General features: G+C 41.0%; 9 protein-coding genes. 5 read left to right on the top strand and 4 right to left on the bottom strand.

The features are described from left to right. Positions 1 to 3: 3 nt before the first annotated feature. The 3 genes from AC6H44_RS17540 to AC6H44_RS17530 all read right to left on the bottom strand — a co-directional run bounded on the left by AC6H44_RS17540 (position 4) and on the right by AC6H44_RS17530 (position 5,202). Positions 4 to 3,654, bottom strand: coding sequence for an SbcC/MukB-like Walker B domain-containing protein (locus tag AC6H44_RS17540; protein ID WP_500738497.1), 3,651 nt, complete (start codon positions 3,652 to 3,654; stop codon positions 4 to 6). Further along, positions 3,651 to 4,898 (bottom strand): exonuclease SbcCD subunit D C-terminal domain-containing protein, encoded by a 1,248-nt coding sequence (locus AC6H44_RS17535; protein WP_500738496.1) that lies wholly within the window; start codon positions 4,896 to 4,898, stop codon positions 3,651 to 3,653. The genes AC6H44_RS17540 and AC6H44_RS17535 overlap by 4 nt, the downstream gene beginning before the upstream one ends. Before the next feature lie 67 nt (positions 4,899 to 4,965). Then, positions 4,966 to 5,202, bottom strand: a complete 237-nt coding sequence (locus AC6H44_RS17530) for a hypothetical protein (protein WP_500738495.1) — start codon at positions 5,200 to 5,202, stop codon at positions 4,966 to 4,968. 393 nt (positions 5,203 to 5,595) lie between these two features. Here AC6H44_RS17530 and AC6H44_RS17525 point away from each other — a divergent pair, with 393 nt between their 5' ends. The 4 genes from AC6H44_RS17525 (at position 5,596) to AC6H44_RS17510 (ending at position 10,595) form a co-directional block, all read left to right on the top strand. After that, positions 5,596 to 8,028: a M1 family metallopeptidase gene (locus tag AC6H44_RS17525; protein ID WP_500738494.1), complete on the top strand. Its 2,433-nt coding sequence runs from the start codon at positions 5,596 to 5,598 to the stop codon at positions 8,026 to 8,028. A gap of 2 nt (positions 8,029 to 8,030) precedes the next feature. Then, on the top strand, positions 8,031 to 8,525 hold the full coding sequence (locus tag AC6H44_RS17520) for a DUF6702 family protein (protein WP_500738493.1): 495 nt from the start codon (positions 8,031 to 8,033) through the stop codon (positions 8,523 to 8,525). Positions 8,526 to 8,788: 263 nt separating this feature from the next. Beyond that, positions 8,789 to 9,406 (top strand): HAD family hydrolase, encoded by a 618-nt coding sequence (locus AC6H44_RS17515; RefSeq protein ID WP_500738492.1) that lies wholly within the window; start codon positions 8,789 to 8,791, stop codon positions 9,404 to 9,406. 463 nt (positions 9,407 to 9,869) lie between these two features. Continuing rightward, positions 9,870 to 10,595, top strand: coding sequence for a YebC/PmpR family DNA-binding transcriptional regulator (locus AC6H44_RS17510; protein WP_500738491.1), 726 nt, complete (start codon positions 9,870 to 9,872; stop codon positions 10,593 to 10,595). Between the two features lie 122 nt (positions 10,596 to 10,717). Here AC6H44_RS17510 and AC6H44_RS17505 read toward each other — a convergent pair whose 3' ends face one another. Further along, the gene (locus AC6H44_RS17505) at positions 10,718 to 12,895 is read right to left on the bottom strand and encodes a malate synthase G (RefSeq protein ID WP_500738490.1); all 2,178 of its coding nucleotides are present in this window, start codon (positions 12,893 to 12,895) and stop codon (positions 10,718 to 10,720) included. Positions 12,896 to 13,133: 238 nt separating this feature from the next. Here AC6H44_RS17505 and AC6H44_RS17500 point away from each other — a divergent pair, with 238 nt between their 5' ends. Then, positions 13,134 to 14,735, top strand: coding sequence for an isocitrate lyase (locus AC6H44_RS17500; protein ID WP_500738489.1), 1,602 nt, complete (start codon positions 13,134 to 13,136; stop codon positions 14,733 to 14,735). Positions 14,736 to 14,947 lie beyond the last annotated feature (212 nt).

Raw genomic sequence — 14,947 nt, 5'->3', positions numbered from 1 at the left:
TCCTTAAATTACATTTATGGTGGAGTATCCACCCGGTTTTTTAGCGACATGAATTTGCGTGGCTACGCGCTCGCTCATTTCACTTACATGTGAAATCACACCGACCTTTCTACCTTGCGCTTGTAATGAATCTAATGCGTCCATGGCAATACTGAGTGTTTCACTATCTAGTGTTCCAAAGCCCTCGTCAACAAATAACGAGTTAATTTGTACTTTGTTGGAAGATAAAGAAGCAAGCCCTAATGCTAATGCCAACGACACTAAAAATGATTCACCGCCTGATAATGTATTTACCGAGCGTTGTTCATCTGCCATATCACGGTCAATAATCGTTATATCAAGGGACTGGGCAATAGCAGAGAGCTCATAACGCTTATTAAGGGTTTTTAAATGGCTATTAGCATAGTGCAACAGTATTTTTAGCGTTTGTGTTTGCGCTAAATTACGCATTGTTTTGCCAGTAGCATCACCAAGCACTTTATTGAGTAAATGCCATTGATCTACTTGCTGCTTGAGCTTGTTCAGTTCTGTTTGCTTGCCTTCAAGCGCTATTGCATTTTGGTTGTGCTGCTCTATTGCAGTATTAATGGTGAGTAAGCTATTTTGCAACTGTGTTTGCTGCGCAGTTAATTGGCTTTGCTGCTCTATTAGCTTTGCTTCGCTTTGTGTTGGCTGATTATTTTGCTGATGCTGTAAAGTGGCTTGTTGCTGTTGTTTTAACGCCGCACTGGCATCAACTAATGTTTGCGCTAGTTGCTCGCTTTGCTTTAACTGCGTTTTAATGTCGTTGCTGCTAATAGTTAGTAAAAATGTGACTTGTTCATGACTTATATCGCCATAAAGGGTGTTAAATTCTTTAAACCAGTCGTTGTAACGCGTTTCAAGCAAAACTAACTCTTGGTTGTTATCTGTCAGGCGATGTTCAATATTTTTAAGCGTAATAGCGTGCTCATCACGCTGTTTTATGGCGCTGTCGTGTGCCTGTTGACTTGTCCTTAATTGACTTTGGCATTGCTCTAGTTGTGCTGCCAGTTTAGCTTGGTAGTCATCGGCGCTAATGTTTTGATTATCAAATAACGCTAACCGCTGTTGCTGTGTATTATCGTACTGTTGCTGCGTTTGAATTAACTCTTCACTAAGCATGTTAACTGTATGCTCTGTTTTAGTGATAAGCGGTGTTAGCTGCTGTAACTGTAGATTAGCGTTGTCGAGTTGTTTTTGACTTTGCTCAAGCTGTGCTTGATTGTGTTGGTATTGCTCTACCTGCTGAGCTAAATCACTGAGTGTTAACGAGCCCGCTTGTAATGCTTGCCAAAAATCACTGTGCTCAAAATGTGAATTGAGCTCTTTTATCAGCGTTTCGCTCTGAGTGTTTAATTCATAGCATTTGTTATTAAGCTGAGTGTGCTGATTGCTCAGCTCTACATGTTGGCTATTTAATTGTTGCTGTGCTACTTGTTCTTTTTTTACCGTATTTTGTAGCTGGTTAACGGTTTCTTGCAAATTACTTTGTTGTTTTTGCGTCGAAAAATACGCTGTTTTTTGCGCACTTAGTTGTTTGTAAGTTTCATCAAGCTGCTCAGTCGTTAAGGCATTAAGCTCGGTTTTAGCCGCTTGCATGGTATTTTTAATTTCCAACATCTTAGCCTGTGCATCTTGGGTGGCTTGGCTAAGTTGGCTGTGCTCTGCGAGCAAAACCGCATGTTGTGTTTGGTGCTGATGAAGCTGTACTTGGGCATCTTGGTGTTGCTGCTTAGCGCTATTATATGTATTTTCAAAGTCGGTTATTAAGTTTATAAAAGATTCGCTTTGATTGCTTGCGAACGGGTGCTCAGTAGCCCCGCAAACCGCACACGGTTCACTTGGTGCCAGTTGTGCGCGTAAGTGCTCAACATGTTCACTAGCGCGCAGCCTAGCTTGATTAAGTGCTTGCTCGGCGTGTTTAAGTGCCTGTTCTTTGCTGGTTAAATGCGCAAGTAACGTGGTTTTAGTTTGCTCACTGTGGTTTAGCTTCTCTGCAACATCACTTTGTTGTTGAGTACCCTGTTTTAATTCTTGATTAAACTGTTTATAACGCGTGCGCTGATCTTTTAAATAATCAATATTTTTAAGCTGATTGTCGCATTGCTCAATATTAAATTGCGCTTGCTGCTGATTAAGTTTATTCAGGTTTTGTTGCTCAGCAACAAGTGCTTGCTCGCCCTGTTCGAGTTGTTTATTTTGCTCGCTTAGCTTTGCTGCGAGTCTAGCTTGTTGCTCTGCTAATGTTTTACTTTGCTGCTGGGTCGTTGTTAGTTGTGTCTGGGTGTCAAAAAATTGCTTTAGGCTATGATGAAAATAATTCCAATCGTTTGCTAATGGTTTTAACTGGCACTGCTTTTTTAACCACTGTTGATGAGCAGCACTTTGTGTTATTGCTTGCTCAGCGCTTATTTTGTTTTGTTGCAGCTGCTGGTGTAAATCGCTTAATTGTTGCTGCTCTTTGGCGCTTTGCTGAGCCAAGCCTTTTATCGTTTGGATATATATTGCTAATTGGCTGTCGAGCTCTCGTGCCTTTGTAATTAGCGGCTCGGTCGTTTGTTTTTGTTGTTTTGTTGTATCTAATTGGCTTTGCTGTTTTTTAACGTTATTGGCTTGCTCGGTGATCAACGCATTATGATCAAGCTGGTTTAACTCTTTTATTTGTGTACTTAATTGGTTGTTTTGCGCTGTTAAACTATCAAAACGCTGGCGGTTATCTTTAATTTCAAGCGCATTTTGTGCTTGTTTAGCCTGCTCAGTTTGCGCTTTAATAGCATCAAGTGCTTTATGTGCTTGTTGTTCGCTTTGCTGAGCCGCTTTTAATGCTTGCTCTAAGCTATGCGCTTGCTTATACCAATTTACGCCTTGCTCTGTGGTCGCTAAAGTGACTTTTGTGTGCTCTATTTGTTGCTTTAAATCAGCCAGCGTTTGCTTTTTTTCACTCAGCTCATCGTCAGACAATACCGTATAACTGGCTAAATTGGCTGTTAGTAATTCAAATCGATCTTTAATTGCTTTGTTGCGCTCAAATATACGCTGCCCTATTCGGCTAAATTTATCGGTGCCCGTAAGGCATTCTAATAGCTGTGCGCGCTCATCGCCGGTGGCTTTTAAAAAAGCAGCAAATTCATTTTGTGCGAGTAACACGGCACGCGAGAACTGCTCAAAGGTTAAACCTATTTTATTTTCTATGGCTTTTATGGTGCTACTTTTGTCTGCCATTAAAGTTTCATCGGGTAAGCTATGCAAAGTATGTTCAGCCACTTTCAGTTTGCCGGTTACTTTTTTATGCGTGCGTACAATACTATAGCGTGCTCTGTACAGTTGTTGGTCTTGGCCGCTAAAATCGACTTCGGCGTAGCCTTCCCATTTGCCACGGCGCAATAAATTGCGGGCATCGTTCAGCTTAATGTTATCGCCATTAAAATCAATTAGATTACCTTTATCGCCTTTTAAGCGTGCTGTTTTAGCATAAAGCGCCAAACAAATAGCATCGAGTACGGTGCTCTTCCCTGCCCCAGTGTCACCTGTAATGGCAAAGAGGCCAGCGTCTTTGAGGGGCGCTGCTAAAAAGTCGATTTCGGCATCGGCGATAGAGGCTAAGTTGTGAATACGAACAGCCGTTATTTTCATAGCAATTGCTCCTGTTCAAGCTCTTCTATTACGTCGGTTAGCAGTGCTTTTAATTGATTGGGCACGGCTTCTGCGGTCATATCTTTATCATTATTAAATGCTTGTTCGAGTAAGTTAATTGGGTTGAGCATTTCAACAAAGCTTAAGTCTTCAAATACCGTTTCTGAGGAATTACTCACTTGCTTGTCGCGAACTCGCTCTATACCACAAAAATTTACCTGTTTGCCTTTTAGTGCTTGCTCAATTTGTTCCCTAAAGGTGGTATCGATATCACTGGATTTAAGTTTTACCCGTAAGTAGGGAGCTATCTCGTATTGCTCTGTATCGAGCGCTTTTATTTGCTCACACAGCTGTGTTAATGGGATACACTCCCCTTCTGGTAGAACAATCACTTCAGCTAGGCGTGGAATGTAAAGGGGGTTTACAGTGGTGTTTAATGGCTGGTTTTTTTGTGAGTTAAATTCAACAATATTTACTTGGTGGGTGTAATTTCTCTCAGAAAACGACATAGGAATTGGCGTGCCGCTATAGCGAATTTGCTCATTTTTAGCCACTAATTGTGCTTTATGTAAATGACCTAGTGCAACGTAATTGGCATGCGAGCCAAATACCGTTGCAGAAATCGCTTCTTCACCGCCAATGACTAAATTACGTTCAGAGTCGCCGGAAATATTACCGCCTTTTGCATGTAAATGACCCATTACAATTAAAGGCGCATTTTCAGCTTGAAGCGTTAACGCATGTTCAAGTGCTAGCTCATAAGCCTTAGCAACGCCTTGTGCGTAATTGGGGCCATCTTTTGTTTGGCTAAGCGTGCTTATGTCACTGGTGCGTAAAAAAGGCATAGCGAGTATCACAGCGTGTTTGTCATTGTTATTAATCGTTATGACAACATCGCTGGGGTTAGCAGGATCAAACCGCCCTACCACATGGGTATCAAACTGGGCTAATAGCGGTTGTGCAGCCAAAATACGATTTGCAGAGTCATGATTGCCCGCAATAATTACAACCTGTAATTGTGGGCATTGGACTTTAGCGTTTTTTATAAATTGATAGAGTTGGTTTTCGGCGCTAGCACTTGGTGTGGCAGTATGATAAATGTCGCCTGCAACAAGCAGTATGTCAATTTGTTGGCTAACAAGGGTAGTTAGCAGCCAAGCGAAAAAAGCTTGGTGTTCATGACGGCGATCATGTTCATAAAATTGCTGACCTAGGTGCCAGTCTGAGGTGTGAAGAACTTTCATTTTGCGCTCTTAAAAAATCCATAAGAGCGCCAATATACCCAAGGCAATTAAAGATGCAAGTATCGCTTTAGGTTAATATATACCAAGCAATAAAAATAATAGGTAATACAGCGAATGCCATTGTTAATGGCCACTTCAATGCTCTGGCTTTTTTAGCCTGTAATACTTCAAGCGCGTTTGTTTCATTACAAGCAGCTACTTTATCAATATACAAGTAGCCTGAACTAATATACTGCTTACAATTTTGCACGTCTGCTGGTATTGCAATCAGTTTTTGCTGCTTCTTCAGGACATAAAAATCCATAAACTCACCACACTTGATACGACTTGTTAGAACAAAAAATATTTGAGAGAAACGCTAAAAAATGCTCTCAAATTAAAAAAGTGGACGATTCTAATTACAAACCAGGGTAAAGATCAACATAAAACTGTGTTTTTTAGCTTTTTTAATGAAAATAGCTGTGTTTTTTGCTTTTATCTCTACTTTTAGTGATATGTAAACCCCCTTTACAGTTTTGTTTTTTTATTAAATTTATGTACAAGTATCCGTTCAATTTTGCTGTATAAAACTCTGCATATTACATTTATATAAAAGCGTGGAATATTACCTCACAAAAGCAGGGTTTTATCGCTATTTTATTGAAGCTAAGGTGTAAATTTGTCACAGTAGCGTCACTAAATTCGATCAGGATTAACAATGAAGAAAAATTTACTTACATTCAGTGCGTTTGTATTGCCTTTGGCAATAGCAAGTTCTGCGCTTGCCTCCTCTGTTGAGCAAACTAAAGGCAGTTTCGTTGATAAGTTTCGTCAACTAGACGAAGCCTTACCTACCCCTAACGTTTACCGCAATGCAGCAGGTACCCCTGCAGAAAATTACTGGCAGCAACGGGTTGACTACGATATTGATGTCACACTCGATGAGCAAAAACGTCGTTTAACGGGGAGTCAAACAATTGAATATAAAAATAACTCTCCGCACACATTAAAGTATTTATGGCTTCAGCTTGATCAAAATATTTTTAAAAATGATTCAATTGCAGAGGCTACGCAAACATTTAAAAGTACGTTACAAAATGAACCAGATGCCAAGCCTGCTAAATTAAGCTTAGGTGATTTACGTCGTCAGCAGTTTATGGAAGATAACGAACTCGGTTACACCATCAGCAATGTTAAAGATGAAGATGGTAAAGCGCTGCGCATCACTGTGGTTGATACCTTAATGCGTATTGACTTAAATACGCCACTTAAACCAGGTACAGATGTTGAGTTTAGTATGGACTTTGCGTTTAACCTAGTTGAAGAAGACGCGGTAGGCGCACGTGCCGGTTATGAGCATTTTGAAGAAGATGGTAATGATATTTTCTTGGTTGCACAGTGGTTTCCTCGCTTAGCGGCTTACACCGATTACGAAGCATGGACAAATAAACCGTTTTTAGGCAGTGGTGAATTCGCCTTAGAGTTTGGTGACTACGACGTTGAAATTACGGTTCCTGCGGATCATATTGTATCGGCAACCGGCAAACTTGATAATCCAAGCTCTGTATTAACCAGTACGCAGCGTAAGCGTTTAAAAGAAGCGGAAACAGCAAAACGCCCTGTATTTGTAGTAACAGAAGAAGAAGCACTGGAAAACGAAAAAGCCGGTACAGACAAAACTAAAACATGGCACTTTAAAGCACAGAATGTACGTGATTTTGCTTGGGCGTCGTCACGTAAATTTATGTGGGATGCTAAAGGTTACCAGCAAGGTGGCGATGAACAACCACTCGTTATGGCGATGTCGTTTTTCCCTAAAGAAGGGGGCGACTTATGGAAGAAATACTCAACGGAAGCGGTTGTTCACACTATGGAAGTGTATTCACAGTATTCATTTGATTACCCCTACCCAACCGCACAATCAGTTAATGGCCCGGTAGGCGGTATGGAATACCCAATGATCACTTTTAACGGCCCGCGTACAGATTTACAAGACGATGGAACGCGCACTTACTCGCAAGCAGAAAAACGCTTTTTAATTGGTGTGGTGATTCACGAAGTGGGTCATATTTACTTCCCAATGATTGTAAACTCAGATGAACGCCAGTGGACTTGGATGGATGAAGGTTTAAATAGCTTTTTAGACGGTGTAGCTGGACGTGAATGGGATCCAACCATTCCATGGGGTGTTGAGCCGCGTGACATAGTTGCGTACATGAAGTCACAAACGCAAGTGCCTATCATGACGCAATCAGACAGCGTGCTACGTTTAGGGCCTAATGCGTATACCAAACCTGCGGCGGCACTTAATATTTTACGTGAAGTGATTTTAGGCCGTGAATTATTTGATTTTGCATTTAAAGAATATGCCCAGCGCTGGAAATATAAACGCCCTACTCCCGCTGACTTTTTCCGTACCATGGAAGAAGCCTCAGGTGTCGATTTAGATTGGTTTTGGCGTGGTTGGTTTTACACCACAGACCATGTTGATATCTCGCTTGATAAAGTGTATCAATTACGTTTAGACACTAAGAATCCTGATATCGACTTTAAACGTTTACGCGATATAGAAGCTGATAAGCCAACATCATTGTTTGTTGAGCGCAATCGTGCCCAAGGTAAAAAAACCTGGGTTGAACAAAATCCAGAGGTGACAGATTTTTATGATGAAAACGATCGTTTTACCGTTACCAACAAAGAGCGTAATACCTACAACACGTTTTTAAAAGATTTAAAGCCGTGGGAGCGTAAAACCCTAGATCGCGCGCTAGAAGAAGACAAAAACTACTACGTGATGGAGTTTTCAAACCTAGGTGGCTTAGTCATGCCAATTCTTTTAGAGCTAACCTATGAAGATGGCACTAATGAGGAACGTTACATTCCTGCAGAAATTTGGCGTCGTAACCACAAAAACTTACAAAAGCTGATTATTACTGACAAAAACAAACCGCTAGCGTCTGTTTCGGTAGACCCTCGTTGGGAAACCGCGGATGTTGATGTAGAAAATAACCACTACCCACGTCGTATTATTCCTTCGCGTATTGAAGTGTATAAACGCGAAAAGAGTAAGGCAAAAGTAAGTCGCGATATTATGCAAGATATCAAAACCGAGCTGAAAAAAGACGACAAAAATAATGATGAGGAGCAATAATAATGCGTTTTTTGCTTATTATTGTTTGTTTTTTAATTGTTGCGCCGAGTATGGCGCATCAATTAAAATCATCTGTTACAACCGTGCTATTTAATCAACGTACACACAATATTGAATTGATGCATCGCTTTTATTTACATGACACAGAGCATGCTGTTGGTAACTTATTTAAAGGTAAAGTTGATATTATAAACAATAAGCGCGACCAAAAGCACTTTGCTGAGTACGTCGAGTCTCATGTTGCTTTACAAACTTTATCTGGTGAGCCACTTAAACTCAATTATGTGGGTGCGCAGGTAGATGGTAAGTTTTTTTGGGTTTATCAAGAGGCTGCCATACCAGATGAAATTGAAGGCATTAGAATGAGTAACGGTGCTCTGCGTGATTTATGGCCAGCACAAGTGAATATGGTGAACGTTGAGGGGCGAGGGCAGATCAAAACCTTAAACTTTAGCCAAGACGATACCTGGCTTGAAGCGCGATTTGAACCAAATTAACAAGAATGACTGCGCATCCGTTTTTAGGGTGCGCATGTTCCTTTAGACCCTCTCTTTAGCTGATCGACTTAACTAAGCACATCGTAAACCTAACTAAGCTTACCGTAAAAATTGCACATAATAGAAATTGATTTTATAAAATAGATTAAGCATAGCCCTAATGGATGGGGGGTTGAATGATAAATTAATTGATTTAGTTTTTATTAAAGAGATAATCTAAACCAATCCCAGTATATGAGCTAACTTTTAGCGCAAGGAATGAAATGAAAACGCAAATTGAGGCAATCAAAGGTGTTATTTTTGATTTAGATGGAACCTTAGTATCATCAGAGTTAAATTTCTCATTAATTAAAGCTCAAGTAGGTTGTCCCGCAGAGCAAGATTTACTCGACTATATCGAACAACTCCCTTCACCCTACATGCGTGAAGAAGCGATGAATATAGTGCATCAGCATGAGTTACTAGATGCACAAACTGCCACATTTTTACCGGGCGTAGTAGAGGCGGTAAACGCATTGCAAGCTAGACACATCCCCATGGCCATTGTGACTCGTAATTTTGATAAAGCCGCCATGTTAAAGTTGCAACATAATCCGCTGCCAATTGACACAGTTTTAACCCGTACTGATGCGCCAGCCAAACCCGATCCTAGTGCCTTACTGGCTATCGCAACTCAGTGGGCCATGCCAGTTGATAATGTAATTTACGTGGGAGATTATTTATATGATATACAAGCGGCGCATAATGCCAAAATGCGTGCCTGTCTATATGCCCCCGATGTTACTCCCGTATATGCAAAGCAAGCAGACTTTGTGATCCATACGTTTTATGAATTAGTGTCATTAATTGACAATTACTCTGAAAAAGAGAGGGTCTATTGACCTTTCAAGGTTTAATTTGCAGCAGTCTGTTTGGTATTTTGGCAAGGCAGAGCCTATGTGGTGTGGTTATTCCCCATAAATAGGCGATAACGCAGCATCAATGCCAAACAGGCGTTGCCCGGAGGGTTCTGCCTAGGGGCAATTAACTCTTTGTTGCCTACATGGATGTAGGTAAGGGGCGTGAGCAGGACGCGGAAGCTTTGCTCGGTTTTGACTTAGCCCACTAGGTTACAAACCTCGCGCCGCGATTAAATTGCCCCTAGTTTGAACAAATAGCAATCCGGAAAGGTTAACAGACCCTAATTATGTTAAATTGAGCTTTGTTTTATTTTGTTAATAACATAATGGGTATTATTTAAATTAATACCCAACACCCTTTGCGCTGTATAACATGTTGAACTAGCCCAATACGGTTTGAATTGGTAAAATATGGCAAACCGAATGTATTCAATAGAGGCACAAGATGGGCAGAGCATTTGAAGTCCGCAAAAGTTCGATGGCTAAAACAGCTAACGCTAAAACTAAAGTAAATTCGAAGTATGGTAAAGAAATTTACGTTGCAGCCAAAAGTGGTGAACCCAACCCAGATGTAAATCAAACATTGCGCCGCTTAATTGAAAAAGCAAAAAAAGATCAAGTTCCTGCGCACGTAATTGAAAAAGCAATTGAAAAAGCAGCCGGTGGAGCAGGGGAAGATTACGCAACGGCGCGTTACGAGGGGTATGGCCCAGGTAACTGCATGGTGATTGCTGATTGTTTAACCGACAACCCAAACCGCACAATTAAAGATGTACGCTTAGCGTTTACTAAAACAGAGTCAAAAATAGGCACGCCAGGGTGTGTTGCCCATATGTTTGACCACCTTGCTGTGTTGGGATTTGCAGGTGATGACGACGAAGTTGTTCTAGAAGCCCTCATGATGGCAGATGTAGATATAATCGATGTAGAAGCCGAAGACGGCAAAGTATCGGTGTTTGCCCCGCATACCGAGTACTTTAAAGCTAAAACGGCGCTCGAAGAGGCATTTGATGGCATTAACTTTGAGGTTGATGAAATTACCTTTGTGCCACAAGTACATGTTGAAATTACTGATGAAGAAGTCATTGCTAACTTTGATAAGTTCATCAATATGCTTGAAGATTGTGACGACGTACAAAATGTTTATCACAATGCGACCATTAAAAATTAATTTAAATAGCTGTTTATTAAAGATTTGAAGATTATTTTTAACGCTAGTGAATAGTTGTTATTCACGACAATTATAAAAAAATCAGCTTGGTAAGCTGATTTTTTGTTTTTGATTCTTTTTGATTAGTGCTGCGCTTTATATTTTAAGCGGTAGCTGTGTAGTAGTGGTTCAGTGTAACCGCTCGGTTGGCTAACCCCTTCAAATACCAGTGCTAAAGCCGCCTGATAGGCAATACTTTTAGCCAATGTTTGCTGATTAGTTGCCATGGGGTTGTAAAGGCTGTCATGCTCGTTTTGGTCATCAACAACCTTGGCCATTTTAGCCATCACTTTTTGCACTTGTTCTTTGCTACATACACCATGATGTAGCCAGTTGGCGATATGTTGGCTTGAAATACGTAAGGTGGCTCTGTCTTCCATTAAGCCAATGTGGTTAATGTCAGGCACTTTAGAGCAGCCGATTCCTTGGTCTATCCAGCGTACTACGTAACCTAAAATACCTTGCGCGTTGTTTTCAAGCTCACTTTGAATATCTTCTTTTGATAGCGTTTCTGGGTTTGGCATGAGCGGCGGTGTAAGTAGGCTCTCCAGGCTTGCTATTTGGCGTGTGGCAATGCTTTGCTGCAGGCTAAATACATTCACATCGTGATAATGCATTGCGTGTAATGTGGCGGCAGTAGGGGAGGGCACCCAAGCGGTATTTGCGCCAGATTGAGGGTGCGCTATTTTTTGCTCCATCATCATCGCCATTTTATCTGGCATTGCCCACATACCTTTACCAATTTGCGCTTTATGGCTTAAGCCACAGGCAAGGCCAATATCAACGTTGCGATCTTCATAAGCGCTGATCCAGGGCTGTGCTTTAATAGCCGCTTTAGGCAGCACAACACCCGCTTGCATTGAGGTATGAATTTCATCGCCAGTGCGGTCTAAAAAGCCCGTGTTAATAAACACAACACGCTCTTTAGCTGCATGGATACACGCTTTTAAGTTGGCTGATGTGCGACGTTCTTCATCCATAATTCCCATTTTAAGGGTGTTTTTAGGCAAGCTCAGCGCTTCTTCAACCATATTAAACAAAGTATTAGCAAACGCGACTTCATCAGGGCCATGCATTTTTGGTTTTACAATATTAATACTTTGCGCAGTGGAGTTTTTAATGGCGTTTTTAGTATTTAAATCGTGCAGTGCGGCTGTTGCAGTGAACATGGCATCCATAATGCCTTCAAACACGTCATTACCGCTAACATCAGTAATGGCTGGGTTAGTCATTAAATGTCCAACATTACGCACAAACATCATACTGCGACCTTTGAGAGTGACTGTTTGGCCATCAAGCCCTGTGTATTGACGGTCTGCTTGTAACGTTCGCTCGAGCATTTTGTCGCCTTTTCTAAACGTCTCAACGAGGTTGCCTTGCATTAACCCCAGCCAATTTTTGTAAACATGTACTTTATCTTCTGCATCTACTGCAGCAACCGAGTCTTCACAGTCCATAATCGTTGTTAGCGCAGCTTCAAGTACCACATCTTTTAGCCCTGCTTTATCAGCTTGGCCAATAGGGTGATGATGGTCTATTTGCAGCTCAACATGTAATCCATTGTTTTTAAGTAAAATAATATTAGGATTTTGCGCTTCACCTTGATAGCCAATAAGCTGCTCAGGGTTTTTAAGCGAGGTATATGAGCTGTCGCGTAGAGTAATAGCAAGGGCGCCGTCAACAATAGAATAATTAGTACTTTCAATATGCGAGCCATTTTTAAGCGGTAATGCTTTATCTAAAAACTGCCTTGCATAAGCCATTACCTTAAAGCCACGAACAGGATTATATTGACTGCCTTTTTCGGCGCCATCGTCTTCGCTTAAAACATCGGTTCCATATAAAGCATCATACAATGACCCCCAACGTGCATTGGCTGCATTTAAAGCAAAGCGTGCATTACTCACTGGTACTACTAGCTGTGGCCCTGCGCTAAGCGCAATTTCAGGCTCTACATTTTGCGTTTCAATAGTAAAATTTTCAGGCTCATCAACTAGGTAGCCAATCTCTTTTAAAAATGCTTGGTATTGAGCCTGATCTGCATTTTTATTAGCAAGGTGGTAGTCATCAATTTGCTTTTGTAGCTGTTCACGTTTAGCTAACAGTGATTTGTTCAATGGTGTAAGTGTATGCACTATGTAGGCAAAACTTTTCCAAAACTGGTGTTCATCTAGGTGCGTACCAGGTAATAGTTGTTTTTTAACAAACTCAGCGAGTTGCTTGTCAACGCTGAGTCCTGAATGGGTGAGAGTGTGGCTCATAATTAATATCCTTAAACGGTTCGGTAATGTGCATTTTTTACATGCATACACCTACCATATCGCAAAAAAGTCACTTTGAATGCTTTTTAGGCATTCACTATATGTATAGCCGCAATAACAACTATAAATTTACTAAATCTAAAAAATAAGCCTAATGTTTAATTAAGCGCTACAGAGCTAACGTGATGTAGTCACTCTCTTTACAATAAATACTAATACCCGTTCAAAGGATTTTATTATGACAACATATCAAAACGAAACAGATACATTAACAACATTATGCCAATCACAGGGCAGTGCATGGAAAACAATTAATCCTGAATATGCAACACGCATGCGTTTACAAAATCGTTTTCGTTCTGGTGTTGATATCGCACAATTTACTGCCGACATTATGCGTGAAGATATGGCCGCATACGACGCTGACACAAGCCAGTACACTCAGTCTTTAGGTTGTTGGCATGGTTTTACTGCACAGCAAATGATGATGGCCATTAAACGTCATCAAAAAACAACTAAACGCAGCTATGTATACTTAAGTGGTTGGATGGTGGCAGCGCTTCGTTCTGAGTTTGGCCCGCTGCCAGATCAAAGTATGCACGAAAAAACTTCTGTTCCCGCGCTCATCGAAGAAATTTACACTTTCTTAAAACAGGCAGATGCACGTGAACTTGACCATTTGTTTAACGAACTAGACGACGTAAAAGCAAATGGTGGCGATGTTCAAGCCGTACTTAACAAAATTGATAACTTTGAAACCCATGTTGTACCAATCATTGCTGACATTGACGCGGGTTTTGGTAACGAAGAAGCAACTTACCTACTTGCTAAAAAAATGATTGAAGCGGGTGCGTGCGCTATCCAAATCGAAAACCAAGTATCAGATGCAAAGCAATGTGGTCATCAAGCAGGTAAAGTGACTGTTCCTCATGAAGACTTTTTAGCAAAAATTAACGCAGTCCGTTATGCGTTCCTTGAGCTAGGTATTGATAACGGTATTATTGTTGCCCGTACTGATTCGTTAGGTGCAAGCTTAACGCAAAAAGTTCCGGTTTCACAAAAACCAGGTGATTTAGCAAGTCAATACAACGCCTTCCTAGAAACAACGCCAGTAAACAGTGCTGATGATTTAAATGAAGGCGAAACGGCAATGAAACTTAATGGTAAGCTCTGTAAGCCAACACGCTTGGACAATGGTTTATACCAGTTCCGCGAAGGCACTGAAAAAGACCGTGTTGTACTCGATTGTATAACAAGTCTACAGTCTGGTGCTGATTTACTGTGGATTGAAACAGAAAAACCACATGTAAAACAAATTGCTGAACTTGTTAATCGGGTAAAAGAGCAAGTGCCAGATGCTAAATTAGTATACAACAACTCACCATCATTCAACTGGACGCTTAAGTTTCGTGAGCAAGTATATCAACAGTGGCAAGAAGAGGGTCGTGACCTGAGCGCTTACCCAAGTATTGATGACAACAAAGCGCTTATGGCTCCACAAATGGATGCAACAGAGCTTGCAGCAGCCGCTGATTTATTAGTACAAAACTTCCAGCGCGATGGTGCACGTGAAGCGGGTATTTTCCACCACCTAATCACATTACCAACGTATCATACAGCAGCATTAAGCACAGATATTTTATCAGAAGGTTACTTTGGTGACTTAGGTATGCTGGCTTATGTGCGTGATGTACAGCGCCAAGAAATCCGTCGTGAGCAAGCGTCTGTTAAACACCAAGACCTTGCAGGCTCAAACATTGGCGATACACACAAAGGGTACTTCTCAGGCGAGAACGCACTTAAAGCCGGTGGTGAAGCTAACACCATGAACCAATTTTAATTCCTTGATAGTGTTACTTAAGGGCCGTAAGGCCCTTTTTTTATGCCTTTAAAATTTAATAGATCAGTATTTAACTAACGTATTTTAAAACAGATCACGATTTAACTAGCTCCCTATAAAACAGATCAGGTTTTAACTAACCATGTTAATAACGGTCGTTTTTTAATTATTAAGGGAGGATTTGCCTTCATAACTTGCAATTTGGCCGTATA

The sequence above is a fragment of the Pseudoalteromonas sp. TAP-3C genome, assembly GCF_059888565.1.
The sequence above is the reverse complement of the archived record's forward strand: the minus strand, read 5'-3'. Positions and strand labels throughout refer to the sequence as shown.

Bases quoted from the DNA above. Each gene is read 5' to 3' on its own strand.
- AC6H44_RS17525 (WP_500738494.1), top strand. From the start codon at position 5,596: ATGAAGAAAAATTTACTTACATTCAGTGCGTTTGTATTGCCTTTGGCA.
- AC6H44_RS17535 (WP_500738496.1), bottom strand. From the start codon at position 4,898: ATGAAAGTTCTTCACACCTCAGACTGGCACCTAGGTCAGCAATTTTAT.
- AC6H44_RS17505 (WP_500738490.1), bottom strand. From the start codon at position 12,895: ATGAGCCACACTCTCACCCATTCAGGACTCAGCGTTGACAAGCAACTC.
- AC6H44_RS17500 (WP_500738489.1), top strand. From the start codon at position 13,134: ATGACAACATATCAAAACGAAACAGATACATTAACAACATTATGCCAA.
- AC6H44_RS17515 (WP_500738492.1), top strand. From the start codon at position 8,789: ATGAAAACGCAAATTGAGGCAATCAAAGGTGTTATTTTTGATTTAGAT.
- AC6H44_RS17540 (WP_500738497.1), bottom strand. From the start codon at position 3,654: ATGAAAATAACGGCTGTTCGTATTCACAACTTAGCCTCTATCGCCGAT.
- AC6H44_RS17530 (WP_500738495.1), bottom strand. From the start codon at position 5,202: ATGGATTTTTATGTCCTGAAGAAGCAGCAAAAACTGATTGCAATACCA.
- AC6H44_RS17520 (WP_500738493.1), top strand. From the start codon at position 8,031: ATGCGTTTTTTGCTTATTATTGTTTGTTTTTTAATTGTTGCGCCGAGT.
- AC6H44_RS17510 (WP_500738491.1), top strand. From the start codon at position 9,870: ATGGGCAGAGCATTTGAAGTCCGCAAAAGTTCGATGGCTAAAACAGCT.